Genomic DNA, 25,728 nt, shown 5'->3' on the forward strand with positions numbered 1-25,728 from the left:
GAAAGAGGCGAACGCGTGAACCTGACGCTCTCGACAGAACAGACCCATCTCAAGGACAGCGTCGCACGCTTCGTCGCCAGCCACGGCGTGCGCGGCGAACTGGCCGGAGAGAACGCGCACGACGCGGATTTCCGACCAGAATTGTGGCGGCGGATGGCAGAACTGGGCTGGCTTGGTGCTGGACTTTCAGAAGAAGAAGGCGGCTTCGGCGGCGGCCCGGTCGAGGCGATGATCATTCTGGAAGAGGCTGGTCGCGGCCTTCTGCCCGAGCCGCTTCTCGAGGCAGCAATCGCGTCGCGGATATTGGCGGCCACCCGACCGGGCGGCAGCCTTCTGGCTGCCGTCGTGGCGGGGGAGGAGGTGATCGTTCCGGCCCTCCACAGCAATTGTCCGGGCGGAGCCTCGCAGGTTCGCCTTACAGCCGACGGCGGGCGCTGGTCGCTCTCGGGAACCAGGCCTCTCGTGACGGCGGCCGTGCACGCGGACCGTTTCATCATTCCCTGCGAAGCGCAAGACGGCCCCGCGCTCGTCGTCGTGCCGGCCGACACTCCCCGTGTCGGGCTGGAAAGTTACCGCACGCTGGACGACCGCAGAGCTGCGAATGTCACCTTCAGCGATGTTGTGCTCACCGACGAGGCGGTGCTCGCGGTCGGAGACGAGGCGCAGGCCGCGATCGAGGCAGCGCGGGAGGTCGCATTCGCAGCCTTGTGCGCAGAGATTACCGGCATCGCGGCGTTCCTGTTCGAACAGACGCTGGACTATCTCAAGACGCGCCGCCAGTTCGGCCAGCCAATCGGCCGCTTCCAGGCGCTCCAGCATCGTATGGCCGATATGTTCGTCGCGCTCGAGGAAGCGCGATCACTCACGGTAATGGCCGCAGTCAAGCTTTCCTCTGGCGATCCCGGCGAGCGGACACATGCCTTGTCGGCGGCGAAGATCGGTGCAGCGGCTCGCGCCCTCCACGTCGCGCGCGAAGCGATCCAGCTTCACGGTGGCGTCGGCATGACGCAGGAGCTGCCCATCGGCGCCGGATTCAAGCGCATCAAGGCGCTGGAGCTCATGTTCGGCGACGAGAACCATCATCTTGACCGCATGGCCGCCTCGGCGCCGTCGGCGGTCTGACACTGTATCGCAATTGGGAGGAACGCAAAGGATGAACGTCGATTTCTTCAAAGGCTACGAGACCATAACATTTGGCCGCGAGGGACGTATCCTCACCATAACGCTGAACCTGCCGGACACGCTCAATGCGGTCAATGCCCGCATGCACACCGAACTGGCACGGGTCTTTTTAGATGCCAATGACGATCCCGATTCGGACATCGTCGTCCTGACCGGCGCCGGCCGTGCCTTCTGCGCCGGCGGCGACGTGGACTGGATGCAGGATTCGATCGACGACCCCGAAATGTTCGCGACGACGGCTGTCGAGGGCAAGCGCATCATCTTCACCCAGCTCGATCTGGAGAAACCGCTGATCTGCCGCCTCAACGGCCACGCCATGGGCCTCGGTGCGACGCTGGCGCTGGGCTGCGACGTGGTGATCGCTTCGGAGAAAGCAAAAGTTGCCGATCCGCATGTCTCGATCGGTCTCGTCGCCGGCGACGGCGGCGCGGTGCTTTGGCCCCAACTCATCGGCTATTTGCGTGCGAAGGAATATCTGCTGACGGGCGATCCGATCCCTGCCGCCGAGGCCGCGCGTATGGGCCTGATCAATCGCGCCGTGGCGCCTGAAATGCTCGATGACGAGGTCTATGGTCTCGCCAGGCGCCTGGCCGGCGGCGCCCGCAAGGCGATCCGCTGGACGAAGGTCGCGACCAATCTCGGCCTCAAGCAACTCGCACACATGATCATGGACACGGGGATCGCCTACGAAACCCTGTCCAACATCTCGAAGGATCACCAGGAGGCCGTGACGGCTTTCCGGGAGAAGCGCAAGCCGGTGTTCACCGGCCAGTGACGCAACGCGCCTCTGGATTTGCGGGCGGAATGCCGGTCAGGACCAGGGGCTTTCAAGGGAGGAGACGGAAATGACGACCCGGATTACACGTCGTAGCATGCTAGCAGGAACGGCCGCTGCCGCAGGCAGCCTCGTCCTCCCGCTGCCGCATGTCATGCGTAAGGCCTCGGCCCAGGACACGATCACGCTCGGCGTGGTCACGCCCCTGAGCGGCCCGCAGCAGCTCATCGGCAATTTCGTCAAACTGGGCGCGGAGATCGGCGCCGACTATGTCAACGCCAATGGCGGCATCGGAGGCAAGCAGGTCCGACTCGAGTTCCGGGATGACAAGGCGAACCCCAACGACGCCACCGTTGTGGCGCGCGAGTTGCTGGGCGCTGGCGTCAACCTGCATCTGGGGGCGGTGGCAAGTCCTGTCGCGCTGGTGATGGGGCCGCTCATGCAGCAGGAAGGTGGCGTCCACCTGACTTCCGGCGCGGGCACCGAGAAGCTGAACCACGAGAACTACAACGACCACGCGTTCCGCATCGGCGACGGCCCCTATTCGCGCAATGCCGGCCTCGTTCGCCACATCATCCAGTCTAATCCCGAAGTGGACAGCTGGGGCGGCATCATTCCCGACCACGAATATGGCCGCACGACCTGGGCGATCTTCGTCGACGCCATGCTGCGCTTCTATCCCGAGCTGACGGGCAAGGAACCCAAGATCGAACAGCCGATCCTGGTTCCCTATGCCTCTGGCGATTACAAGAACTTCATCGCGCAGGCCATGCGCCTGCCGGTGAAGGGCATCTATACCTCGGTCTATGGCGGCGATGCCGTCACGCTCTATCAGCAGGCCAAGCCATTCGGCCTGTTCGACAAGCTCGACGTGCTTCTCGATTCGGCCAACGAGTTCCTGGCCGCACGCGCGCTCGGCAAGGAGGTACCCGTGCACTGGTCTGGTAGTCACTGGTACTTCGAGACCAACAAGGGCAACCCGCTCTCCGACAATCTCTATGAGGAGTATGTCAAGCGCACCGGTGATAAATATCCGATGGGCTGGGCAGGCGAGGCGCAGGCCGGGATTATCGCCTACAAGGCCGCGATTGAAAAGACGGGTGGTTCCACGGACGCGTCCGACATCGTCGCCGCCCTCAAGGGCCTGACTTTCGACAGCGCCACTGGCCCGCGCACCATTCGAGCCGAAGACAACCAGGCCATCAAGAACGCCGAACTCATCAAGATCGCACCGAGCGACACCGCCGAATCCGGGTTCGAGGTGACGGACTACGTCTCCGTGGACGGTGCGGCGATCATTGAGCCGGCGACACCGGGCAAGGCGCTGGAACTGAAGGTGCTCTAGAGCGGCCTCTGAACGGGCGGGGCTCCGGCTCCTGCCTGGAATGTTTTCAAGTTGCAATGCGGACGGGCGCCTTGCCCGTCCGTCCTCCGGGCTTCCCAAGAGCCGTATGGGGCATGTGGCTTCATGCGGCACCGCGCAGGGAGAATGATGCGGCGATGCTCGATATCGGACTTACAATATTCAACGGCCTGTCATGGGGGATGGCAACGTTCCTCGTCGCAGCCGGCCTTACGCTGATCTTCGGCATCTTGCACATCCTGAACTTCGCCCATGGCGGCTTTTTCATGATCGGCGCCTATCTGAGCTACTCCGTGATGGCGACCATCGGCGGCGGTTTGCCGGTGTGGCTCTACATCCTGGTAGCGCTGGCTGCCGGCATCGTCGTCGCTCTTATGGGCATCCTCGTCGACATGGTGATCTTCCGACGATTGCGCGGTGTCGAGGATGCTTATGTGCTGATCGCGACCTATGCGCTTCTGCTGGTTTGCGCTGGTGCGGTGCAACTCGTCTGGGGCCTGAATTTCATGAGCGTGATGCCGCCGCCGGCTCTGAACTCGGCGTTCTTCATCGGCGACGTCATCATGCCGACCTACACGCTGTTCATTATCATATGCGGCGTTCTGGTCTTCGTCGGGCTTGAGGTCTTCATGTCCTTCACCCGCACCGGGCAACTGATCCGGGTCGTGGCGATGGATGCGTGGATGGCGCGGCTGCTCGGCCTCGACGTCAAGCGCATCTATCTCGTCACCGTGACGATCTCGTTCGCGCTGGCCGGCCTCGCCGGCGGGCTGCTCAGCGCCAATCAGAGCCTGTCGCCTGAGCTGGGGGGCGTATTCCTGCTGCAAGCCTTCGCCGTGGTCGTCGTGGGCGGCATGGGATCGATCCGGGGTGCTTTCCTGGCGGCGATTCTGCTCGGACTGATCGAAAGCTTCGGCAGCGTGTTTTTCCCGCAATATCCCGGTATCTACTACCTGATCGCGCTGGCCATCATCCTTCTCGTGCGGCCGCAGGGCCTCCTGGGGCGGGAGCAGACGGCATGACGGATTTTCGCGCTCGTTTCTGGTTCAACCTCTTCGTGGCGCTGGCCGGCCTCGCCGTCTTTATGTTGGTTCCCGTGATGTTCAACCGCGGCGTGGTGTTCCTCGCCGGTCTGGTGGCGATCAACATCGTCTTCGCCCTGTCGTGGAACCTTCTGTTTGCAGGCGTCGGGCTCCTGTCCTTCGGTCAAGCGATGTTCTACGCCGGGGGCGCCTATATGGTGGCGGTCCTGTCGCTTCACGCGCCGGGCACGCCGTTTCTGCTTGTGCTCTTGGCAGGCGCGCTGACCGGAGGCGTTATCGCTTTCGTCTTCGGTGTGGTCGCGCTGCGCCGGGCAAGCGGAACCTACTTCGCCATATTGACGCTCGCCTTTGCCGAGCTGGTGCACATCGTCATCACCAAGACCAATTTCCTCGGGCGTAATGACGGCCTGGTCGGCATTCGCCGGCCGGTGGTCGATCTTGGCCTGTTCGAGATCAATCTGGGGACCGGCAACAACTACTACTACTTCTTGATTGCCGCGATGGCCGTCGCCGCCTTCGCGGTGTGGTGCGTGCAGAACTCGCCCGCGGGCCGGCTGATGCAGGCCATCCGCCAGGATCCCGTCCGCGCCTCCTTCCTCGGCGCGGATGTGCAGAGCTGGAAGCTGATAGCCTTCATCATCTCCGGCTGCATTGCCGGCTTTTCCGGGGCGGTGCTTGCACCGTGGGTCCAGATCGTATCGCCTGAAATCGCCCACTGGTCGATCTCGACGCAGCCGATCCTCTTTTCCCTTCTCGGCGGCACGGGCAGTTTCTGGGGGCCGGCCCTCGGCGCGGTGCTGTTTGGCGTGATGGACTACGTCACGCGCAACCTCCAGGGTCTCGCTGACCTCACGGTCGGCCTGCTGCTGCTGGCGGTCGTTCTGGCCATACCCGGAGGCATCACCGGTCTCGTCTCGCGCGCGTTCGCCCGTCGAAAGGCTGGCGCACGGCCGGCAGGTAAACTCGCAAACAGGGAGAAGGCGTCATGACCGAAGACGTCCTGACGGCTTCCAAACTCAACAAGTCCTATGGGCCGATCAAGGTTCTGAAGGATGTGTCGCTGTCGCTACGCCGGGGCGAGGCGCATGTCGTCATCGGGCCGAACGGGGCGGGCAAGACGACGCTGTTCAAGTGCCTCAGCGGCGAGTCGAAGGTCAATTCAGGTACGATTATGCTCGATAGCCGGGACATCACGCATGCACCCGGCTGGCGGCGCATCCACAGCGGCATCGGCCGCTCCTTCCAGGTGGCGCGCATCTTCGGCGACATGAGCGCCTACGAGAACCTGATTGTCTCTCTCGAGATGCGGGAGCGCATCAGCAATGGGCGCTTCGCGGGGCTGTTCTCTCTCGCCCCGAAGGATGCGGTCAGGGCCGAGGCAGAGAGGCTGATGGAGGACCTCGGCCTGCAGGACGCCGTCGATCAACCGGCGCGCATCCTCTCCCATGGCGACAAGAAGCGGCTTGAGCTGGCCATGAGCCTTGCGCTTCGTCCTGGCATATTGATGCTGGACGAGCCGACCGCGGGCATGTCCCCCACGGACAGGGCGGAGGCTGTCGCGATGATCGAGCGCGTGCGTCGAGACTACGGCCTGACATTGCTGCTGACGGAACACGACATGGAAGTCATCTTCGGTCTGGCGACGCGCCTCACCGTTCTCCACTATGGTGAGATCATCGCCAGCGGGCCGCCGGAACAGGTGCGCGCCGATGCCCGCGTCAGGGAGGTCTATCTAGGACATGCCTAAGCCGCTTCTTTCCGTGACGGCGCTGGACGCGTTCTACGGCGGCAGCCACATCATCCAGAACGCGGGGATTGCCGTCGGCGAGGGCGAAAGCGTCGCGCTGCTCGGCCGCAACGGCGCCGGCAAGTCGACCCTGATGAAAAGTATACTCGATGCCGGCCCGCGCATTTCAGGCGCCATCACCTTCGATGGCGCCGACCTTTCGAGCATGCCCACCGAAAGCCGTGCGCGCCTCGGCCTCATGCTGGTGCCGGAGGACCGGCGGATCTATCCCAAGATCACCGTGGCGGAGAATATCGAGCTAGGCGGCTTCGCCGCCGGCAAGAACGGGCGGAGCATGTCTCTGGAAGAGATATGGACGTTGTTTCCTCTGCTCGAGCCGCTCAAGGATCGGGAAGGCTACCAGCTTTCGGGCGGGCAACAGCAGCTCGTCGCGGTTGCACGCGGGGTGTTTGGCCGGCCGAAGCTTCTCCTCCTCGACGAGCCGGTCGAGGGGCTGGCGCCGGTGGTGGTCGAGCAGATGGCGCATCATATCCAGATGCTGCGGCAGCGCGGCGGCCTCTCGCTGCTGATTGCGGAGCAGAACCTGGCCTTTGCGCGCAAGTGCACCGACAGCGTCTTCCTGATCGACAGCGGGCGAATCGTTTTCGAGGGATCGTGGGATAGCTTCGATGCCGACCCCGCATTGAAGGAGCGTTATCTCGCGGTTTGACGCGGGGCCCGTGCAGCTGGTTGGAGGATGGTGAGGGCAGATATGAGCGAGGAAGAGTTTGTCCGCGACTCGGCGGGATGGTCGATGCGCTTCACGCGCGGCGAGCGGGAGCAGCGCAGCGCAGCCGGCGAATGGACCGGCAAGACCATCGCCGACTATGCGCGCCAGCGCGCCGACGAGGAACCCGACGCAGTCGCGGTAACTGGCGAAACAGGCGGCATGACCTATGCGCAGCTTCTCGACGAGGCCCAGGCGCTTGCGCGCGGCATGCTCGCGGCGGGCGTGAAGCGTGGTGAAACCGTCAGCTTCCAGCTTCCCAACTGGATCGAGGCGGTTGTGGTCAATCTTGCCTGCGCGCTTGCTGGCATCGTCGTCGTACCGGTGATCCCGATCTATCGGCAGGCGGAGCTGCGCTTCATCCTCAAGGATTGTCGGGCGCGCATGCTGTTCATTCCGGAAACCTTCCGCAGCATCGACTACCCGCAGATGATCGACAGCCTGCGCGCCGACCTGCCGGAACTGCGCGACGTCGTCGTGGTGCGGGGCGCCGCGGCGGGGATGCTGCGCTACGCGGACATGGTGGCTGCAGGCCAGATGTCTTCAGCGGAATTGCGCCCAGCGGGACCTGACGAGGCGAAGTTCCTCATCTACACGTCCGGCACGACCGGCCAGCCCAAGGGCGTCATCTACAGCCACAACCAGAGCCGCCGCCCGGTCTGGGCGAGCATGCAGGTCTGGGGTATCAATCCCGGCGCACGCATCCTGATGCCGAGTCCGGTTACCCATGTCACCGGCTATTCCTATGGGCTGGAGGCGGCGTTCGGCTTTGGCATTCGCGTCACCTTGATGGAAAAATGGGATGCCGCACGAGCTGCGCGCCTGATCGATGAACAGGGCATCGAGTTCACCATCAGCGCCACGCCCTTCCTTCAGGATCTGGTGGAGGAAGCGGAGCGTTCCGGCACGCGCCTGCCGAGCCTCAGGATATTCGCCTGCGGCGGCGCGGCCGTTCCGCCGGAGCTGATCCGCCGCGCCAACAGGGTCTTCGCCAATTGCCGGACTTTCCGGGTTTTCGGCAGCTCCGAGTGCCCGATGGTCACGCAGGGCGTGCTCGACGACCCCGAGCTTGCCGCCACCACGGACGGTCGCGTTTTCGATTGGCAGGTGAAGGTCGTCGATCTCGATGGCAACAGGGTTGCACCGGGAACCGAAGGCGAGATTCTTGCTCGCGGGCCGAGCCTCTTTCGCGGCTACACGAGCGCCGAGGCCAATCGCGAATCCTTCGATCCCGAAGGCTATTTCCGTACCGGCGATCTCGGCGTCGTCACCGCGGACGGTCTGCTGGCGATCACGGGCCGCAAGAAGGACATCATCATACGCGGCGGCGAGAACCTTTCCGCGAAGGAGATCGAGGACGCTTTGCACGAGCATCCGGCGGTGCGTGAGGCGGCCGTGGTCGCCATGCCGCACGATCGGCTGGGCGAGGGGGTGTGCGCCTGGTTGATCGCCAGTGGCGCGGCGCGGCCGGACCAGGCGGAACTCGCCGACCATCTCGCCAGGGCGGGGCTTGCCCGTCAGAAATGTCCCGAGCGTATCGAGTATATCGCAGAACTGCCGAAGACGGCATCCGGCAAGGTGAAGAAGCACGAGCTGCGCCGCATGATTACGCAGAAGATCATCGAGGAGAGGCGGAGTTGCGCATTGAGAGCCTGATTTCTTGACTGGACGTAACGGAACGGCGACAAGCCCCCCTTACGAGACCAGGAAAGACGAAGCATGAGCGGCAAGCGAGAAAAGAAAGCCAGGGAGACGAAGGAAGCGATATTCACCGCCGCCGCGAAAGTCGTGGGACGAGTCGGTTATGCAAAGGCCTCGATGGCTGCAATCGCGGCGGAAGCCAATGTTTCCTATGGCAGGATTTATCTCTACTTCGAGGACCAGCAGGATCTTTTCAACAAGCTCCTGCCGCATATCGGTGAAGCGATGCTGAACTACATCGCCGAGAAGACGAGGCAAGGAAAGACCACGGCCGAGCGCGAGCGGCTGGGCATAGAAGCCAATCTTCACTACGTGCACACTCATCCGGAATTGCATCGCGTGCTCAATGAGGCGGCGTTCTTCGCACCGGAGTCCTACCGCGCCTATTTCAAGCGAATGGTGGAGAGTTATCAGCGCTCGTTGCTGAAAGGCATACGCAACAACGAGTTGACGCATTACTCGGCAGAGGAGACCGAAACGCTGGCGCTGATGTTCATCGGTGCGCGCGAATACATCCTTCAGCACTATACGGTTCAGGACGGCGTCATCGACAAGCCGCCGATCGAGGTCCAGCGTACCTATCTGAAAGCATACGCGCTGGCCCTTGGATTCGATCCGTCCGAGGTGCTTGGCGAGGAGGTGGCGAAGAAGGACGTGAAGGCGCCGAAGCGCAAGGCGCGCAACGGGGCCGCCGCGAACGCAAAGGCATGAACGCTTCGCCTGCAGCGCGCTGGAAAAGGACGATCTTGCGGAGGCGTAGCTCAGAGGACGGGCAGGCGATTTCGCTGCTTTTAGGGCATCTCGGGGAGGGAAGATGAAACGCATCGAAATCTCGCAATATGGAGTTCCCGAGGACGTTGCGCGTTGCGTGGAGGCGCCAGATCTCGGCCAACCGGTCGATGACGAGGTCGTGTTCAAGGTTCTGGCGTTTCCGATCAATCCCGCCGATGTGTGGTTCTGCCGTGGCATCTACCGGCTGAAACCGCCATTACCCGCCGTGCCCGGCGCTGAATGCGTGGGCCGGGTTGAGGCCGTGGGCCGCAATGTCACCCATGTCGCGCCCGGCGATCTCGTCATCAACCTGCAGCGCGAGAACTGGGCTTCGCAGCGCAAGGTGCGCAGCGAGGATGTCATCAGAATTCCGGCCGATCTCGACCTGAAGCAGGCGGCGATGCTGCGGATCAATCCGCCGACGGCTCATCTGCTTCTGAGCGACATCGTCGATCTGAAACCCGGCGAATGGATCATCCAGAACACCGCGAATTCGGGCGTCGGACGCCTCGTCATCACCTTCGCGCGGCAGCGCGGGCTTCGCACGGTCAATCTGGTCCGGCGCGATAGCCTCTTTCCCGAACTCAAGGCGCTGGGCGCGGACGTCTGTCTCGTCGACGGCCCTGACCTTGTGGAACAGGTGAGTGAGGCAACGGGTGGCACGCCGATCCGGCTTGGAATCGACGCCGTCGGCGGCGAGGCGACGGCGCGGATGGGGCGCTGCATCGCTGATGGCGGCTATGTCTGCAACTACGGCGCGATGAGCGATGAGGAGCCTGTGTTTGGCCGTGCCGAACTTATCTTCCGCGGCGTCAGCCTGGTCGGGCTGATGTTGGGTCGCTCACTCGCGCGTCGCTCGCCGCAGGGGGTCGAGGCGCTTTACGCCGAGCTGACAGATATGCTGCGGCAGGGCAAGTTCCACGTGCCGGTGGAGCATGTCTATCCGATCGACGAGATAGCGGAAGCGCTGCGCCATACCCAGCGCGCCGCCCACAACGGCAAGGTGCTGGTCGCGCCGAACGGGGTCGAGTTGCTGACAGCGTAACGGTGGATTCGTGCGACGAGATTGCTGCCGAATCCTGTTCGATATGTCGCCGTGGCGAAGCCGTTCAGGCGCCAGGGGCTATCGACTTGCCATAGCGGTCCAGCAGCGCTGCGACGTCGTTCAGCATGGCTGTCAGCGGCTTTGTGTACCGTACGCTGATTGCAAGGTCGAGGCGCTCAAACAGGGCAACGCAGACCTCGCTAGGGTCGTGTCTTGATTGATAGGCAAGGCCATCAGGCATGTCGGGATGATCCCAAAGCGCGTCTGCCCATCGACCGCATGGCTCATACGGCCCAGTGGAAATCGCATTGTCCGTGCCTAGCGCCAGCAGGCCCCTTCCGTGCATTCGAACGATGCGAAGATCTCGTTGCACACTGACTGCAGTCGCGGCCCGGCTGGTGATGTCCGTCGCAGCTACCATCAAGCGTTGAGGATTGCGCAGGATCGTTTCCGCCAATGCCCCATTTCGGCTCAGGCCAAGATAGAGAACGCCGAAACGGCCACTTTCGCTGTCGAACCGGTTGATTGGCGGATTGCCTTTCCCCGGTCCGAAGAAAACCGGGGAAAGTGTCGAGCGGTGGATGCGATGCAGGATCGTTCCGGCGGGAAGCACATCAACCGGCAAGGGTCTTGTATGAAGCCAGGACGGGGGTAGCGGAGCAGCTCCGCAAGGCCCACGCTGCCCAGCACCTTTTGCCGCCATCAGGCAAAGCCGTCCGAGTCATTGGCGCGGACGAGCCGCAGGACTGGCTCGAGTTCGCCACTGCGAAGCATGTCCAGCGGCGATCGTCCACCAAGCGCCGTGTCAGGGGCGAGCAGAAAATCGAGTGTCGCCCACGGTCCCGCCGAAGCAAAACCCCGCACGACATCGGCAATTCCGGCAACGACTTCACCTTCGCTGAACTGGCGGGCCGGGTAACGCCAGTCGCTTCCTTCCCGCACAGCCAGAATGGCATTGGAGCGCCGTCTTTTGTCGACCGCTTGTCTCGTGATCCCCAGTATCCGTCCCGCTTCTTCCGCCGACAATACGCCACCGGCGAGCTTTAGCAGGCGCTGGCGATGCTCGACATTGCGGGCAAGCGCCGGGACCAGCGGATCGAGATCGGTCACCGCCGTTCCGATCAGATCGGAGCGGCTGAGAAGCTGAGCCACCGAGCCGGCATCCGTCGGGGCGGCGAGCGCGTCAGTCAATGCCTTCGGCGACACATTCGCGGAAATCCGCTCCAATGCGGACATGGCCCGGCGCAGGAACGCTGCCTGCAGGGAGTCCGGATCGGCATGAGTGTTAAGTGTCAGGCTTGAAGCTTGATGTCCGCGGGCCATAGCAACCTCCTTGGTTGTCATGGGGACAATATGGTATCACAAAATACAAAGTCAACTACTCTGGATGCACTGATCACGGCCCGTCGAGGCATCTTGCCACGAGTGTGTACGCACCTGGGTGGCCTGGTGGGCGTCATTCTCCCGGAGCGGCAGTTGTGCTCTGCCGTTGAGCTCGGTCGGCCGGGACCGGACTGCGCAGTTGCGCCTTCCACCATCAAATCGCGACGAGCAGCCGGGTCGTGCAACGTCCATTCTCCTCCAAGTTCGAGCTGCAGGCTGCCCTGTGGCGGCTCCGTGATCGGCGAACTACAAATAACACCGCTGGTCGCTCTATTTTCTGCTCGCCCCCCCAAACAGCTGCCCCTCGATCGACCATTTGGCTGCGGCGAAGTTGAGCGCCGCCGCGACCACCACACCGACGAGCTTCGCCGGCCATACGCCGATCAGCCCCTGAAAGGATATGAGCGACAGGTTCGAAATACCGAGCGAGATGAGCGCACCGGCCGACACGAACTGCACGAAAGAGCTTGCAGTCGGCTTCTCGAGATCGCGGTCGAACGACCACCGCGAATTGGCGGCAAAGGAAAAGACGATCGCCACACTCCACGCGATCAGATTGCTCGCAAGCGGCATCCCGGTCAGGCTCAGCACGATCGTGAATGCCGCAAGATCGATCGCGGTGTTGGCTAGCCCGACCGCCGCGAAGCGCCGAAGCTTTCCGCCAAGGCTTCGTTTCGCGCCCTCACGGCTCATGCCGCGACGCCTTGCCGAATGCTCACGCCGGCTCGCGACAACAGCTCTGCATAGTGATCCGAGAGAAGCGCCTGTTGCTCGACCGGCCGGGCGTCCAACATCGAATCCCGTTCCTTAAGCACGGTGTCGATCGTGCCGGGGTGGCACATGAACAAGCCATTATCCGGCAGTTCCGTCAATGCCTTCTCCAGAGAGTGCCTGAAGGTCGCAGGCCTGCGCCAGTCGTAGATGCCGGATAGCGGCCCCATGATCTCGAAGCCGGCCTTGCGCATGGCGGAATCGAAGCGAAATGCCAGCGCCGAGATCGCCGCGACCTTCACCATAGCGGCGTCGGCCTTTGCCAGCAACGAAGGTGACCCGCGCAACCTTGGCCGGCACGCGCCCGGGCTTTCTGCGAATTTGGCTTGCAGCCAATCGCGGACGACGGGCAGAAAATGCACATGCTGGTGCCCGTCGATGAAATCAGGCTGCTTGCCGAGCGCCTCGACGAAGCGGCTGTGCTGCATGTCGAGTTCGGCATGAACGCACCGCCTGTCGATGGTGCCAAGCGAAGTGGCGGCGACTAGCTTGGCGAAGGAGGGGAGACGCTTGGCCGCCACGAGGCTCGAAGGGCCGGTGACGGCAAGCTGGTCGGTCAAGGTGAGATGCAGGCCGACGGCAGCGAGGCCGAGAAGCGGCTTGAGGCGCGCGGCGTCATCTTCCCAACTCGGGAAGCTGGTCATGCAACTCGTCCCCGAAATCCGACCGGCCTTGATGAGGGTGAGGATCCCGTCATTGACGCCGGGGGCAAGGCCGTAATCGTCGGCGATGACCCAGATGCGACGGTTCATGTGAAAGCGGTCTCCCGCGGCGCGGCAAGCTTCATGGTCTCTGGTGCGCAGATCACATCGCGAACGACATAGACCGGCCGGTTCTTGCTCTCGCTGACGGCCACCCAAACATACTCGCCAATCAGGCCGAGCAGAGCCAAATTCAAGCCGCCAAGCAGGACCACTGCGATCAGCAGGCTTGGAAAACCCGGCACCGCGGTGCCATAGAACAGCTCCTCGAAAAGGATCTTGACGCCGTAGCCCCCTGCCGCGATCGCGACGAGAAGACCCGACAATGTCACGATGCGCAACGGAACCACGGAGAAGGACGTAAGGGCCTCGAGACTGAAGGAAAGGAGTCCCAGGCGGGACCATTTGCTGGAACCCGCCGCGCGCGGAGCGGGGGAATAGACGACCGCCTTCTGACGAAAGCCCGCCCAGGCATAGAGGCCTTTGTTGAAGCGCCGCTTGTCTCGCAATGTCGCTATCGCATGCGCCACGGCCGCCCGCATGGCGCGAAAGTCGCCGGCATTGGCCGGGATGTCGAAGCGCTGGCTGCTGTTGATCAGGCGGTAGAACATCCGCGCCAACTGGCTGCGGCGCCAGCTCGAGTCACGGCGGTCGGTCTTGGCGTAGACGACGTCGACAGTGGGATCGCCGAGCAGGTCGGAAACCAGCTTGAGGCCGATTTCGTGGGAGTGCTGCAGGTCGGTGTCCATGATGAGCGCCAGATCGCCGCCGAACCGGTCGAGCCCGGCCAGCACCGCGACTTCCTTTCCGAAATTGCGGCTGAGCCTGACAATCTCCCAGGAGCCGGTGAGCCCGCCGGCAAAAGCTTCTGCGCCATTGTCGGTGCTGCCGTCGTCGACCAGGATCTTGTGCACCGTGAGACCGAAGCGCCGCGCAGCCTCGGCCTCGAACTCGCCGATCAGCGCGGCGAACGGCTTTGCCGAGGCGACCTCGTTAAAGAACGGCGCGATGATATCGAGCCTAGCCATAGACGCTGGCCGTGGATCTGGACTGGACTTCTGTCGCCTGGCCATACTTCCAGAACCAGCGCATGATACCGAGGAAGACCAACGTGCACATCACCGGCTCCATCCATAAGTCGGTGAGTCGATGCAGGTGGATATCGACTCCCGAGAGCCCCGTGACGAACAACAGCGCGCCGAGCACCACCGACAGGCTCGTCGCGCCTTGCCGACGGTACATCAACGAGATCGACAGGCCGAACGGGACTGCCAGCATGGCATAGGTGTTGCCTTCGACGCGTGGATTGAACACGCACATATAAAAGGAGGCGAGCACGACGATGGCCAGAGCCGCCGTCCGCCTGTCGCCGTAGCGGGCGAAGTGGAACGCCGCCGCCAGCGTCGCCAGCGCCGCGACCACCCGTATGGCCGTCGCAACGGGGGGTGGTATCATGATCCCGATTGCGGTGAACGGCGCCGTGAAATCGGCAGGCCTAAAGCCCTGGGTCTTGTCGAGCGACATGACATCCATCAGCGAAAAGAAGCTGCGAGTGATCTCGGTCACATAGCCGCTCGGCGCGAATGCGTAGGGCAGGATGAGCACCGCAGCCACGGCCAGCACAAGAACGGGGATCAGCCGGGGGCGAAGTGCCCCGGCAAGCAGCATCGCCACGATGGCGGTCGGTTTGGCGACGATGGCAACGGCCGTCCACAGCAGCGTCCGCAGCCATGCGTTTTCGAGTGCAGCGAGCACCAGTAACCAGCAGGCGCCGGCAAGCAGGATGGTCGCCTGCCCATTGCGCAAGGCCCCGGCGGCAACCGGCGTGGCGAGAAAGAGGCCGCAGGACAGCAGCCAGAGCGGTTTCTCGTCATCGATCACTTGCGCCTGCCTGACCGCAGCGAAGGTCAGCACCGAAAAACCAAGAAGCCGCCACAGGAAGTCGCCCAGATGGGGACCGAGCTCATAAAATGGGACGTAGAGCACGGCGAAAGCTGGGGAGTACAGATAGCCCATCGCCGACTCGATGTCATAGAGCTGCTCGCCGGCAAGGAAAAGCTCACTGCCGTTGCGGTAGTTGACGACGACCGATCGCGCGTCCGGATTGATCAGCGCCAGCACGATCGTTACGCAGAATACAGCCCCCCACAAGAGGGAGCCTCCGCAGTCGTACCAGCGAATTGTCCGCGGTGCCCGTTTCGGCAAATCTTCCATTCCCCCACCCCGACTCGCTTCCGGACCACCCGACAACCCAACGCAAAAGATCGGCGCGCGTGCCGCTCGGCTGCATCGGTGCTATTCGGATTCGCCACTTCATTATCCTGCACGCCGAGTCGCTTCAATTGAATTGTTGCGACCGTTGCAACCTATGACAGTGCCAACAAGTCGGGTCTTGCACAGCCAGTGCTCCCGAGAATCCAAATGGATGCGCGGCTCCCGGCCATAAGGCTCGTACGGCCTCGGTCGGCAGAGGGATGCCGTTTCAGCCGTTGCGCCGCTCAAGGCGCGGTAAGGGAACTCGCGTCAAGATTGCGACATGAGGCGCCTTCATTCGCGGGGACAGGACCGACGCCCTTCACGAACTCCTGAAAAGCAAGAAGCCCGTGTTCGGGAGGCATGAGGCGGCATCTCGTTGGGCTATGTTATAAATAGGCAGTGTCTATTTGTGATCCGCCAATTCGCTCGCTATCGTCTTCCGAAAAGAACAATAACCATCACTTTTCAGGGGAAGATGCATCATGCCAACACGCTATCCGGCAGTAATATCTGCTGTGTCTATGGTTCTTGGGTTCGCATTGGACGTCAGCGCCGCCGCCGCTCAGGACGCGGGACTCGATGCCGCCAAGGCGCTTGTCAAGAAGCATCAGTCGACGGGCGAATTCGTGGCTCCAGGGCCGGCCTTCGATGCGAAGGCCTGCATGGCCGACAAGAAGGTCTTCGTCATCCCGATGACCCAGGCCAATCCCTTCAGCGCCAACGTCGCCAACGCGATGAAGGCGGCCGCCGAGGAGATCGGCTTCGAGCTGCGGGTCTTCGACAACCAGTTCGACGTCCAGCAATGGATCCGCGGGATCGAGCTCGCCGTAGCCGAGGGCTACGATCTGATCGATCTGTCGACCGCGCCGGTTCCCGAAATGCTGCAACCGCAGATCGAGGCCGCTCGCGCTGCCGGAGTCAAGGTCACCGTGTCGCACTGGTACGACGCCAACGAGCCGGTTCCTTCCTTCGTTGATGGCGCTTCGCTCGCGCCCTTCTCGGCGTCCATGAAGCTGGCCTCTGCCTGGACGATCGCTAAGACAGAGGGCAAAGCCAACGTACTCTTCGTCCATTCGGACGAGGTGAGCTCGGGGAAGTATGCGCGGGAGGCGATCGAGAAAGCGTTCGCGGAATACAGCCCCGGAAGCAAGTACACCTTCCTGAACGTGCCGCTGGCCGACTGGTCAACGCGCATGACGCAGTCCGTGCAGTCGGCGCTGCTTGCCGATTCCACGATCAACTATGTCGTGCCCTTCTATGACGGGATGAGCCAATTCGTGTTGCCGGCGCTTGATCTCGCCGGGCGCGCGGATGTGAAGATCGCCTCCTTTAACGGCACGCCCTTCGTGCTGGACATGGTGCGCGACGGCAAGGTGGAAATGGACATCGGCGAGAGCGTCGGCTGGATCGGCCGCGCGGCGCTCGATTACGACATGCGCCTGCTGTGCGGGGTCGAAGCCAACCCTGTGCTGAACGTGCCACTTTATATCTTCGACGCCTCCAACGTCGAAAGTGCCGGGGTGCCCGCTACCTACGATGCTGGCTATGGCAATGCTCATATCGTCGGCTTCGCCGAACTGTGGGGCATCGCCAAGTGACGGGCGCCGCCCTCGCCACGCCTGTGCCGGCGCTTCGTATAGAAGGAATGAGCAAGTCCTTCGGTGGGGCACGGGTGCTGGACGGCGTCTCGCTGGAGCTGGCGCGGGGCGAGATCCTCGGACTGCTCGGCCACAACGGGTCGGGCAAGTCGACGCTGATCAAGTGTCTGGCGGGCTTTCACTGGCCGGACAGGATCGAAAGGCTGGAACTCAACGGTGGTGCCACCACAGCCGCCGCGGCCGTAGCGGGCCGCCGCATAGCCTTCGTCCATCAGGATCTCGGGCTGGTGCACGGCCTGACTATCCTGGAGAATTTCCTGCTGACTGATCGTCGCGCGCTCTCCGGGCTCTCGATCCCTTGGAAGGAGTTGCGGGCGTCGGTAGGCAAGGCGCTGCGGCGTTTCGGGGTGGATTTCCCCCTCGACACTAGGATCGACAGCCTAAGCCAGGCCGATCGATGCCTGATCGCCGTCGTCCGCGCCGTCGAGACGCTGAGCGGGGACGACGGGGACCAGGTCCTCGTCCTTGACGAGCCTACCCCGTTCCTCCCCGCCTCGGGGGTGGCGAAGCTATTTACGCTGATGCGCAGCTTTGCCCGCGCCGGCGGCAGCATCATTTTTGTCGCCCACGACATCGACGAGGTGCGTGAGATCACCGACCGCATCGTCGTCTTGCGCAATGGACGCAGGGTTGCGGGGTTCGACACACGTACGACGGGTCGCGACGAGATCATCGGGGCGATCGTCGGGCAGACGCTGCAACACCACCACGTTCGCCGCGGTGATGCCGGACGCCTGCGGGGCGACAGCGCCTGGCAGGTCAGCGGGCTCACGGGCGCGGGGGTCGTCGATTGCAACTTCACCGTCGCGCCCGGGGAAATCCTAGGCGTGACCGGGCTGATCGGCTCCGGCGCCGCCAGCGTGCCCGAGTTGCTGACCGGCGCCTGCCAGGCGGCCGGCGGCACGCTGCGGGGCCCTGGACAGGCCGCGCCGGATGAGATCGACCTCGCCAGGATACCGCTGCGCGAGCTGATGGCACGAAACGTGTTTCTGCTGCCCGATGACAGGCTGCGCAAGTCGGGCGTTGGCGAACTGACGATGGCCGAGAACATAGCGCTGCCGGCGTTGCCGCGTTTCACGCGGGCAATGCGGCTCATGCGGAAGCCGCTCCGGCAGCACATAGAAACCGTGTTGCGCCATTCGGGGGCCATCCCGGCCGATCCGAACATGGACCTGCACAGCTTTTCCGGCGGCAATCAGCAGAAGGCGCTGATCGCGAAATGGCTGGCTCTGTCGCCGCGCATCCTTGCCCTTTCGGAGCCGACCCAAGGTGTGGATGTCGGCTCGCGGCAGTCGATTTATGCCGCAATCGAGGGCGCGGCGCTCAGGGGCGCGGCGGTGGTCTGCTACAGCAGCGACGCCGGCGAACTGGAGCAGATCTGCGACCGGGTGCTGATCCTTTCCGGCGGCCGCATCACTGCCGAGCTCGCCGGGGAAACCATCAGCAAGGATGCCATCGTCTCGGCCACCCTGGGAATGACCGGACCGGCAACGCAGGAAATGAAACGGGGGGCGCTTGAGCGTGGATAAGAATAAGGCCGGCGGCGGTTCGATCCACGAGCGGATCGGGCTGCTTTATGCATGGGCATTGTTGATCGTGGTGTTCCTCATCGTCAAACCCGCCGTCTTTGGATCATTCAACATCTATGCTTCGATCCTGGGCGGCCAGTCGGCGGTGGTCATGCTGACGCTGGCGCTGATCGTGCCGTTAGCGGCAGGCGAGTTCGATTTGTCGGCGGCCGCGATGCTGGCGCTTTCGGCCATGATCATTGCAGTGCTGAACGTGGACATGGGGGTGCCGGTCGGCCTCGCCATCTTGGCGGCGCTGGCGGTGTCGATCGTCGTCGGTACGGTGAATGCGCTACTGGTAATCCGCCTCGGGATCGGCTCGCTGATCACGACGCTCGGTATGGCGACGCTCCTGCAGGGCATCGTGCGCTGGATCAGCGATTCGCGCACGATCTACGGCATTTCTGACAGTCTGGTCGGGGCCGTGCTCAAATGGCGTATCTTTGGCATCGCGCCGTCCTTCTACTACACGCTGATCCTGTGTGTGGTGCTGTGGTACGTCTTCACCCGCACGCCTTTCGGCATGAAGCTTCTCTTCGTCGGCCGCGGGCCCGAGGTCGCTCGTCTCAACGGTGTCGCGGTCGACCGCGTGCGGATGGGGGCGCTGATCTCCTCCTCCTTCATCGCTGCGCTCGGTGGGGTGATCTATGCCGGTACGTCTGGCGCGGCTGATCCCGTATCAGGCTTCACGCTGCTGCTTCCCGCCTTTGCCGGGGCATTCCTCGGCTCCACTGCCATAACACCGGGCCGGTTCAACCCGTGGGGCTCGCTCTTCGGGATGTACTTCCTGGCTACCGGCATCACCGGGCTCGTCACCATCGGCGCGCCATCCTTCGTGCAGGACCTGTTCTATGGCGGGGCGCTGATCGTCGCCGTCGCAATCGCGCAGCTTTTGCGACGCTGGCGCGAGAAGCGGGCCTGAGTATGACAGAGAGGAAAGAATGACCGATCAAACTCCGATCAGGGCCGGGGCCGGCTATATTCTAGGTGCCGATATCGGCGGCACCTTTACCGACCTTCTGGCGGTGCGAGAGGCCGATGGCGCGCTGTTTACCGCCAAGGTGCCCTCGACCCCACATGATCCGTCGATCGCCGTTCTGAACGGGATCGAGCGCATCACCGAACAGCACGGCATTCCAGCCGAGGCAATCCATACCGTGATGCACGGCACCACCGTGGCAACCAACGCCGTGCTGACGCGGGGCGGGGTGAAGGTCGGGCTGTTGACGACCAAGGGATTCCGTGACGTGTTGCACATCGGGCGTTCCTTCGTCCCTGGCAATCTCGGCGCCTGGGTGACCTGGGAGCGGCCCGAACCGCTGGTGCCGCTGTCCTCGGTCGTTGAGGTCGACGAACGAATCGCTGCTGACGGCACTGTCCTGACCCCGCTGGACGAGTCCGCCCTGCGTCGCGATATCCGAAGGCTGCGCGACGAAGGGATCGAGGCGCTGACGATTTCTTTCCTGAACGCCTATGTCGATGGCGCACATGAGCGCCGCGCCCGTGAGATCGCGCAGGAGGAGTTGCCGGGCATCCAGGTCTCGATCAGCTCTGAAGTGGCGCCCGAGATGTATGAATACGAGCGTACGGTCACGACCGTCGTGAATTCCTATGTCGGCCCCATCGTCAAGAAGTACGTCGACAACCTGCAGAGCCTGCTGCAAGCGAAAATCCCCAATGTGAATCTGCGCATCCTGCGCTCCGATGGAGGCCTTTCCTCGGGCGAGGCTGCTGCAGCCTCGCCCGTCAACCTGCTGATGAGCGGCCCGGCGGGTGGCGTGGCGGGCGCGATCTGGGTCGCGAAACAGGCCGGCTTTCCAGATTTCCTGACCTTCGACATGGGGGGTACCTCGACCGATGTGGCCTTGGTGCAGGGCCACGAGGCGCGCACCCGGCGCGAAACGGCGGTGCATGAGGTGATCGTGCGCGCGCCCTCGATCGATGTGAAGACGGTGGGGGCGGGTGGGGGCTCCATCGCCTTCGTGCCCGAACTGACCAAGGCGCTGCGGGTTGGTCCGAAAAGCGCGGGGGCAGTGCCAGGGCCTGCGGCTTATATGAAGGGGGGAGCCGAGCCGACGGTTACGGATGCCAATGTCGTCCTTGGCTACCTGCCTGCCGATGTCCGCCTTGGCGGCGATATGAAGATCGATGTCTCCTTGGCCGAGAAGGCGATGGAGAAGGTGGCCGGGCCGCTTGGCCTTTCGATCCGCGAGGCTGCCGAAGGCGTTATCGACATCGTCAATGAGAACATGTTTGGCGCGTTGCGCCTTGTCTCGGTCGAGATGGGTTACGACCCCCGCGATTTCGCGCTGATGGCCTTCGGCGGGGCCGGCCCGCTGCATGCCAATGCGCTTGGCGCATTGCTGCAGAGCTGGCCTGTCATCATTCCGCCGGGACCGGGTGTCCTTTGCGCCTATGGCGATGCCACGACCAAGATGCGCAATGAAGGCGCGCGTAGCTTCGTACGGCGTTTTGGCGACACCTCGGCAGAAGAGATCCGCGCGGTTCTCGCGCCCTTGAAAGGCGAGGCCGCGGCGGGGCTCGAGGGGGATATGGCGCCGAAGTTCACCTATCAGGCCGATGTGCGCTATTGCGGGCAGGGCCTCGTGATGCCCATCGACCTGAGTGAGGAGGATCTGGCGGGCGATATCACTGCCATCCTGCGGCAGCGCTTTGACAGCACGCATGAACAATTGTTCGTCTTCGCGCTGGATACGGAATGCGAACTCGTGAACCTGCGCGCCACGGCCGAGGCTGGAGGCCTCGATCTGGCTGCCCGCCGCCTGCCGGAGAGGGCCGGCACTCCCGCCGCTACGCCGATTGGGACGACCAGGATCTTCCACCGGGGTGAAGAACACGAGGCCGGGCTTTACGACCGCGCGCTTCTGAGGGCGGGCGACCGCGTGCCCGGACCGGCCATCGTGACCGAGATGGACACGACCTCGCTAATCCTGCCGGGGCACTACGGTGACATCTCGCCCGACGGCTCGATCCTGATCTATCCGAACGACCACAGACAGGCGGAGGCCTGATATGCCCGCAAAGATCATCCAGCCCAATACGGCATCCTACAACCGCGTCGATGTGAATGTCGTCACGGTGGACATCATCGAGAACGCGCTGCGCAATGCCCGCAGCGAGATGGACGCGGTGATCTTCCGCACCGCCATGTCGCCCGGCATACGCGAACAGCACGACGCCTTTCCCATCATCGCCAACTCTAACGGACTGATGGTGGTGGGGCAGTTCGGTTCGTTCATCCATGGCTTCCTGGAAGCCTATGACGGGACCATCGAGGAAGGCGACGTCTTCCTGACCAATGACCCTTATTCCTGCAACGGCGCGATCAGCCATCTGAACGATTGGCTGGTCCTGATGCCGCTCTTCCACGAAGGGCGGCTTGCCGCATGGGCCGCTATGTTCGGCCATATGACGGACACCGGCGGCCGGGTGCCGGGTTCGTTGCCGACCGATGCGCAGCAGATCTTCGAGGAGGGCATCCAGATCCCGCCGGTCAAGATCATGCGCGGCAATGTCCTGGCCGACGACATCCTGAAGATCTGCCTGCGCAACAGCCGCGTGCCGGAATGGAATCGCGCCGACCTGATGGCGCTGATCGCCGCTGTGAAACTGGCCGAGCGGCGCATCCACGAACTGTCGCTGCGCTTCGGGGCCGACACGCTGTATTCCGCGATGGAAATGCTGCTGGAGCGCAACCTGAACGCCTTCCGCCGGGTGATCCGCGAGGTGGTTCCGGAGACGCCGGTGAGCTTCGCCGATTACATCGACGATGACGGCATGGGCAACGGCCCTTTCAAGATCGCGTGCTCGATGTGGCGCGAGGGCGACCGGGCCATCTTCGACTTCTCCGGCACCGATCCTCAGTCCACGTCTTCGGTGAACTATTATCTGCAGGACGAGCAGTTCAAGATGATCTTCGGGGCCTATACTTCGAAGCTGTTCGACCCGCAGATTGTCTTCAACGACGGCTATTACGAGTTGATCGACGTGCGCATTCCGGAAGGCAGCCTGCTGCGGCCGCGGCGCCCGGCGGCGCTGTCCTGCCGCACGCACCTGCTTTGCCGCATGTTCGACCTGGTCTCCGGGCTGCTCGGCCAAGGCAAGCCCGAAGCGATGTGCGGTGCAGGCTGGTCGGCCAGCCCGCACCTCATGTATTCCGGCTTCGATGCCAAAGGCGACTGGTTCCAGCTTTATCAGATCGGCTTCGGTGGCCTGCCGGCGCGCCCGGTTGGCGACGGCGTCGACGGCCATTCGTTGTGGCCTTCCTTCATGAACATTCCGACGGAATATCTGGAGGCCTATTTCCCGCTGGTGATCCGCCACACGCAGATCATCCCCGACAGCGGTGGCCCTGGCCTGCATCGCGGCGGCAACGGAATCTCCATCGCCTACGAATTCCGCGAGCCGGGCGAGATCTCGATCCACGACGATCGCTGGATGACTCATCCCTGGGGCGTCAATGGCGGGAAGGCGGCCGGGCGCAGCAAGCGGCGGCTGGACAGGATCTCGGGCGCGAGCGAGCTGGTGGCCTCGAAATGCGATCGGATCAAGGTCACCAAGGGCGACGTGCTGACCATGGATACATGGGGCGGCGGGGGCTGGGGCGACCCGCTGAAGCGGCCGGCCCGGCGTGTGGCGGAAGACGCCCGCAACGGGCTGATCACCCAGGAAGGCGCCCGCGATTATGGCGTGGTCCTCGATAAGTCCTTCGAGGTGGACGAGGCGGCGACCGAGGCGCTTCGCGCCCGGATGGCAGCAGAGGCGGGTGCGCTGCAGAGTTTCGATTTCGGCGGCACCATCCAGGAGCTGATCGACCGCTGCGAAGTGGAGACCGGCATACCGGCGCCGCAACGATCGTCAACCGAGCGCCATGCGGCCTGATCGCTGACGGAGGACTAGATGAGTGACGCGAAACTGGCCGCGGGAGGGCATCCTCCGGCAGCGATCCTCCATGGCTCGGACACCGGCTTCAGCGAGGTGCCCGGCACCCGCTTCGAGATGCGCGAGAACGGTCTGCAGTCCGCCAGCGGCGGGGCCTACACCGCACGGATCTTCCGTGCCACCTCGGGCGGCGCGGTCGCCCCGGCCATGCATTGGCACGATGCGGCCTTTCAGTATGTCCATGTCCTGAAGGGCGAGATCGAGTTCCAGCTTGACGGTGGCGCTCGGCGGACGCTCAGGGCGGGGGACGCGATCTGGCAGCCGAAGGGATGCCTGCATTGCGTGACCTATGTCTCGGCGGATCTGGAATTGTTGGAGATTTTCTCGCCCGCAGAGATCGCGACGATCCGGGTGAACGAATGAACAACCGATTCGATCCTTCCCTCCGGCCCCAGACGACGGGCGAGGCGCTCATTGGAGCGCTGGCCGCACGCGGCGTCACTCACGTCTTCGGCATTCCTGGCGTCCATACGATCGAACTCTACCGAGGGCTTGCGGAAAGCCGGCTGGAACATGTGCTGTCCAAGCACGAGCAGGGCGCAGGCTTCATGGCCGACGGCTACGCGCGGACCACCGGCAAGCCCGCCGCGTGCTTCCTGATCACCGGGCCGGGGGTCACCAACGCGCTGACTGCGGTGGGCCAAGCCTATTCGGACTCGGTTCCGATGCTGCTCATCGCCTCCACGCTGGACGTGAGCGACCACGGTCGCCAACGCGGCAGGCTGCATGAATCCCGCAATCAGCGCGCCATGGCCGAGCAGGTGACTGCCTTCGCCGCGACTTGCTGGCGCCCCGAGGACGTGCCGGAATATCTCGACCGCGCCTTTGCCCTCTTTGACAGCCGTCGCCCGCGCCCGGTCTATCTCGACATTCCGATGGACGTACTTTCCGCGCCAGTGCGAGGCGACTGGACGCCGCGGCGGCTTTCGACACGGCCTGCGGCGCGGCCACAAGACATCGTGCGTGCCGCTGGCCTTCTCGCCGGGGCGCGGCGGCCTATGATGATCGTCGGCGGCGGCGCACGGGGGGCGGCAGGCGATCTGCGCGTTCTCGCCGAGCATCTGGCCGCGCCGGTATTCTCCACTATCGCGGGCAAGGGCATACTGCCGGCCGACCATCCGCTGTGGCTCGACGCGGTGCTGCATCGCGACGACGGCCGCGCCCTGTTGGCCGAGGCTGACGTGGTATTGACCGTGGGGTCCGAGCTGGCACAGAGTGAATTCCTGACCGGGGCGCCCCTGCCGCTTGCCGGCGAGATGATCCGCATCGACATCGACCACGAGCAGCTATGCGACCAGCATGCCACGACGCTGCCGATTCTGGCCGACGCCGCGCCGGCGGTAGCCGGAATCCTTGAGGCGGTCCGCTCCATGGCACCAGCCCGCTCCCGCGGCGAGATCGAAACGCAGGTGGCACGGCTCCGTGCTGAATTGCGCGCTGGTGAGAAGGGCCTCGATGCCGTCTACCTGATGGCGCTTGAGACCATCAGCACCAGCCTGCCTAGCGAGACGATGATCTTCACCGATATGACGACCATCGCCTATGCCGGGAACTATCTCTACCCCGCAACGACGACCGGTCGCTGGATTCATCCGGCGGGATTCGGGTCGCTTGGTTATGCCTTGCCCGCCGCCATTGGCGCCGCCATCGGCAAGCCGGGCTCGAGGGTGGTCGCCATAGTCGGCGATGGCGGCTTCCAGTTCACCTTGACGGAGCTTGCCGTCATGGCCGAACTGCGTCTCCCGGTCGTGGTCTTGCTGTGGAACAACAACTGCTTCGGCCAGATCCACAAGGGTATGGTCCAACGCAATGTCGTGCCCGTCGGCACCGTCTACCCGACGCCCGACTTCCTGGCCATCGCACAGGCCTACGGCATCGCCTCGCATGCCCCTGCCACAGCCGACGAGGCCTCACGCACGATTGCGGAAGCGATCGCCGCCGGAGCGCCCGCCGTGATCGAACTAACGCCGGACCTGTTCGGCGCCACCGAGACGACGCTCAAGCTTCTCGATGCTGCCGGAAGCTGACCCGAAACC

Annotated in this window: 23 protein-coding genes; 17 read left to right on the forward strand and 6 right to left on the reverse strand. The window is 63.6% G+C overall.

Translation table 11 applies throughout. The features are described 5' to 3' along the window. The first annotated feature begins 15 nt into the window (after positions 1 to 15). The 10 genes from ACCO56_RS15655 (at position 16) to ACCO56_RS15700 (ending at position 10,393) form a co-directional block, all read left to right on the forward strand. A complete protein-coding gene (locus ACCO56_RS15655) occupies positions 16 to 1,122 on the forward strand; it encodes an acyl-CoA dehydrogenase family protein (RefSeq protein WP_433641701.1) in 1,107 nt (368 codons plus the stop codon). Between the two features lie 31 nt (positions 1,123 to 1,153). After that, positions 1,154 to 1,957: an enoyl-CoA hydratase/isomerase family protein gene (locus tag ACCO56_RS15660; protein WP_433641703.1), complete on the forward strand. Its 804-nt coding sequence runs from the start codon at positions 1,154 to 1,156 to the stop codon at positions 1,955 to 1,957. A 70-nt stretch (positions 1,958 to 2,027) separates the two neighbouring features. Then, positions 2,028 to 3,302: an ABC transporter substrate-binding protein gene (locus ACCO56_RS15665; protein ID WP_433641704.1), complete on the forward strand. Its 1,275-nt coding sequence runs from the start codon at positions 2,028 to 2,030 to the stop codon at positions 3,300 to 3,302. Between the two features lie 155 nt (positions 3,303 to 3,457). Continuing rightward, on the forward strand, positions 3,458 to 4,342 hold the full coding sequence (locus ACCO56_RS15670) for a branched-chain amino acid ABC transporter permease (RefSeq protein WP_433641706.1): 885 nt from the start codon (positions 3,458 to 3,460) through the stop codon (positions 4,340 to 4,342). Further along, positions 4,339 to 5,352, forward strand: coding sequence for a branched-chain amino acid ABC transporter permease (locus ACCO56_RS15675; RefSeq protein WP_433641707.1), 1,014 nt, complete (start codon positions 4,339 to 4,341; stop codon positions 5,350 to 5,352). Before ACCO56_RS15670 ends, ACCO56_RS15675 begins: the two co-directional genes overlap by 4 nt. After that, the gene (locus ACCO56_RS15680) at positions 5,349 to 6,110 is read left to right on the forward strand and encodes an ABC transporter ATP-binding protein (RefSeq protein ID WP_433641708.1); all 762 of its coding nucleotides are present in this window, start codon (positions 5,349 to 5,351) and stop codon (positions 6,108 to 6,110) included. The genes ACCO56_RS15675 and ACCO56_RS15680 overlap by 4 nt, the downstream gene beginning before the upstream one ends. Next, positions 6,103 to 6,819 (forward strand): ABC transporter ATP-binding protein, encoded by a 717-nt coding sequence (locus ACCO56_RS15685; protein WP_433641709.1) that lies wholly within the window; start codon positions 6,103 to 6,105, stop codon positions 6,817 to 6,819. The genes ACCO56_RS15680 and ACCO56_RS15685 overlap by 8 nt, the downstream gene beginning before the upstream one ends. Positions 6,820 to 6,861: 42 nt before the next feature. Beyond that, complete coding sequence (locus tag ACCO56_RS15690) at positions 6,862 to 8,532, forward strand: AMP-binding protein (protein ID WP_433641710.1); 1,671 nt, start codon at positions 6,862 to 6,864, stop codon at positions 8,530 to 8,532. A gap of 63 nt (positions 8,533 to 8,595) precedes the next feature. Further along, the gene (locus tag ACCO56_RS15695) at positions 8,596 to 9,288 is read left to right on the forward strand and encodes a TetR/AcrR family transcriptional regulator (protein WP_433641711.1); all 693 of its coding nucleotides are present in this window, start codon (positions 8,596 to 8,598) and stop codon (positions 9,286 to 9,288) included. A gap of 103 nt (positions 9,289 to 9,391) precedes the next feature. Then, entirely contained in the window at positions 9,392 to 10,393 is a 1,002-nt protein-coding gene (locus ACCO56_RS15700) for a zinc-dependent alcohol dehydrogenase family protein (protein WP_433641712.1), read from the forward strand. A 64-nt stretch (positions 10,394 to 10,457) separates the two neighbouring features. On the opposite strand, the gene ACCO56_RS15705 is transcribed toward ACCO56_RS15700, so the two are convergent. The 6 genes from ACCO56_RS15705 to ACCO56_RS15730 form a co-directional block, all read right to left on the reverse strand. After that, positions 10,458 to 11,096, reverse strand: a complete 639-nt coding sequence (locus ACCO56_RS15705; RefSeq protein ID WP_433641713.1) for an RES family NAD+ phosphorylase — start codon at positions 11,094 to 11,096, stop codon at positions 10,458 to 10,460. Next, positions 11,096 to 11,716, reverse strand: a complete 621-nt coding sequence (locus tag ACCO56_RS15710; RefSeq protein WP_433641714.1) for a helix-turn-helix domain-containing protein — start codon at positions 11,714 to 11,716, stop codon at positions 11,096 to 11,098. The genes ACCO56_RS15705 and ACCO56_RS15710 overlap by 1 nt, the downstream gene beginning before the upstream one ends. 330 nt (positions 11,717 to 12,046) lie before the next feature. Further along, complete coding sequence (locus ACCO56_RS15715) at positions 12,047 to 12,469, reverse strand: GtrA family protein (RefSeq protein WP_433641715.1); 423 nt, start codon at positions 12,467 to 12,469, stop codon at positions 12,047 to 12,049. Continuing rightward, positions 12,466 to 13,299 (reverse strand): ChbG/HpnK family deacetylase, encoded by an 834-nt coding sequence (locus ACCO56_RS15720; protein ID WP_433641717.1) that lies wholly within the window; start codon positions 13,297 to 13,299, stop codon positions 12,466 to 12,468. Before ACCO56_RS15720 ends, ACCO56_RS15715 begins: the two co-directional genes overlap by 4 nt. Continuing rightward, positions 13,296 to 14,276, reverse strand: coding sequence for a glycosyltransferase (locus ACCO56_RS15725; protein ID WP_433641718.1), 981 nt, complete (start codon positions 14,274 to 14,276; stop codon positions 13,296 to 13,298). The genes ACCO56_RS15720 and ACCO56_RS15725 overlap by 4 nt, the downstream gene beginning before the upstream one ends. Beyond that, a complete protein-coding gene (locus tag ACCO56_RS15730; RefSeq protein WP_433641719.1) occupies positions 14,269 to 15,399 on the reverse strand; it encodes a glycosyltransferase 87 family protein in 1,131 nt (376 codons plus the stop codon). The genes ACCO56_RS15725 and ACCO56_RS15730 overlap by 8 nt, the downstream gene beginning before the upstream one ends. A 587-nt stretch (positions 15,400 to 15,986) precedes the next feature. Here ACCO56_RS15730 and ACCO56_RS15735 point away from each other — a divergent pair. Genes ACCO56_RS15735 through ACCO56_RS15765 form a run of 7 tightly spaced genes read left to right on the forward strand, consistent with a single transcriptional unit; the run spans position 15,987 to position 25,719 of the window. After that, positions 15,987 to 17,102, forward strand: coding sequence for a sugar ABC transporter substrate-binding protein (locus ACCO56_RS15735; protein ID WP_433641720.1), 1,116 nt, complete (start codon positions 15,987 to 15,989; stop codon positions 17,100 to 17,102). Positions 17,103 to 17,149: 47 nt separating this feature from the next. Continuing rightward, on the forward strand, positions 17,150 to 18,691 hold the full coding sequence (locus tag ACCO56_RS15740; RefSeq protein ID WP_433641721.1) for an ATP-binding cassette domain-containing protein: 1,542 nt from the start codon (positions 17,150 to 17,152) through the stop codon (positions 18,689 to 18,691). Next, positions 18,684 to 19,652: an ABC transporter permease gene (locus ACCO56_RS15745; RefSeq protein WP_433641722.1), complete on the forward strand. Its 969-nt coding sequence runs from the start codon at positions 18,684 to 18,686 to the stop codon at positions 19,650 to 19,652. Before ACCO56_RS15740 ends, ACCO56_RS15745 begins: the two co-directional genes overlap by 8 nt. A gap of 19 nt (positions 19,653 to 19,671) precedes the next feature. Beyond that, positions 19,672 to 21,762, forward strand: coding sequence for a hydantoinase/oxoprolinase family protein (locus ACCO56_RS15750; protein ID WP_433641723.1), 2,091 nt, complete (start codon positions 19,672 to 19,674; stop codon positions 21,760 to 21,762). Between the two features lies 1 nt (position 21,763). After that, the gene (locus ACCO56_RS15755; protein ID WP_433641724.1) at positions 21,764 to 23,632 is read left to right on the forward strand and encodes a hydantoinase B/oxoprolinase family protein; all 1,869 of its coding nucleotides are present in this window, start codon (positions 21,764 to 21,766) and stop codon (positions 23,630 to 23,632) included. Between the two features lie 18 nt (positions 23,633 to 23,650). Beyond that, on the forward strand, positions 23,651 to 24,055 hold the full coding sequence (locus tag ACCO56_RS15760) for a cupin domain-containing protein (RefSeq protein ID WP_433641725.1): 405 nt from the start codon (positions 23,651 to 23,653) through the stop codon (positions 24,053 to 24,055). Then, entirely contained in the window at positions 24,052 to 25,719 is a 1,668-nt protein-coding gene (locus ACCO56_RS15765; protein ID WP_433641726.1) for a 5-guanidino-2-oxopentanoate decarboxylase, read from the forward strand. Before ACCO56_RS15760 ends, ACCO56_RS15765 begins: the two co-directional genes overlap by 4 nt. Positions 25,720 to 25,728: the final 9 nt, after the last annotated feature.

The organism is Mesorhizobium sp. 1B3, from assembly GCF_050958605.1.
Classification (GTDB): domain Bacteria; phylum Pseudomonadota; class Alphaproteobacteria; order Rhizobiales; family Rhizobiaceae.

Coding starts and splice junctions, on each gene's coding strand:
- ACCO56_RS15755 (WP_433641724.1), top strand. CDS start 21,764: ATGCCCGCAAAGATCATCCAGCCCAATACGGCATCCTACAACCGCGTC.
- ACCO56_RS15710 (WP_433641714.1), bottom strand. CDS start 11,716: ATGGCCCGCGGACATCAAGCTTCAAGCCTGACACTTAACACTCATGCC.
- ACCO56_RS15715 (WP_433641715.1), bottom strand. CDS start 12,469: ATGAGCCGTGAGGGCGCGAAACGAAGCCTTGGCGGAAAGCTTCGGCGC.
- ACCO56_RS15750 (WP_433641723.1), top strand. CDS start 19,672: ATGACCGATCAAACTCCGATCAGGGCCGGGGCCGGCTATATTCTAGGT.
- ACCO56_RS15705 (WP_433641713.1), bottom strand. CDS start 11,096: ATGGCGGCAAAAGGTGCTGGGCAGCGTGGGCCTTGCGGAGCTGCTCCG.
- ACCO56_RS15765 (WP_433641726.1), top strand. CDS start 24,052: ATGAACAACCGATTCGATCCTTCCCTCCGGCCCCAGACGACGGGCGAG.
- ACCO56_RS15660 (WP_433641703.1), top strand. CDS start 1,154: ATGAACGTCGATTTCTTCAAAGGCTACGAGACCATAACATTTGGCCGC.
- ACCO56_RS15685 (WP_433641709.1), top strand. CDS start 6,103: ATGCCTAAGCCGCTTCTTTCCGTGACGGCGCTGGACGCGTTCTACGGC.
- ACCO56_RS15680 (WP_433641708.1), top strand. CDS start 5,349: ATGACCGAAGACGTCCTGACGGCTTCCAAACTCAACAAGTCCTATGGG.
- ACCO56_RS15670 (WP_433641706.1), top strand. CDS start 3,458: ATGCTCGATATCGGACTTACAATATTCAACGGCCTGTCATGGGGGATG.
- ACCO56_RS15700 (WP_433641712.1), top strand. CDS start 9,392: ATGAAACGCATCGAAATCTCGCAATATGGAGTTCCCGAGGACGTTGCG.
- ACCO56_RS15665 (WP_433641704.1), top strand. CDS start 2,028: ATGACGACCCGGATTACACGTCGTAGCATGCTAGCAGGAACGGCCGCT.
- ACCO56_RS15740 (WP_433641721.1), top strand. CDS start 17,150: ATGAGCAAGTCCTTCGGTGGGGCACGGGTGCTGGACGGCGTCTCGCTG.
- ACCO56_RS15760 (WP_433641725.1), top strand. CDS start 23,651: ATGAGTGACGCGAAACTGGCCGCGGGAGGGCATCCTCCGGCAGCGATC.
- ACCO56_RS15695 (WP_433641711.1), top strand. CDS start 8,596: ATGAGCGGCAAGCGAGAAAAGAAAGCCAGGGAGACGAAGGAAGCGATA.
- ACCO56_RS15690 (WP_433641710.1), top strand. CDS start 6,862: ATGAGCGAGGAAGAGTTTGTCCGCGACTCGGCGGGATGGTCGATGCGC.
- ACCO56_RS15735 (WP_433641720.1), top strand. CDS start 15,987: ATGCCAACACGCTATCCGGCAGTAATATCTGCTGTGTCTATGGTTCTT.
- ACCO56_RS15725 (WP_433641718.1), bottom strand. CDS start 14,276: ATGGCTAGGCTCGATATCATCGCGCCGTTCTTTAACGAGGTCGCCTCG.
- ACCO56_RS15720 (WP_433641717.1), bottom strand. CDS start 13,299: ATGAACCGTCGCATCTGGGTCATCGCCGACGATTACGGCCTTGCCCCC.
- ACCO56_RS15675 (WP_433641707.1), top strand. CDS start 4,339: ATGACGGATTTTCGCGCTCGTTTCTGGTTCAACCTCTTCGTGGCGCTG.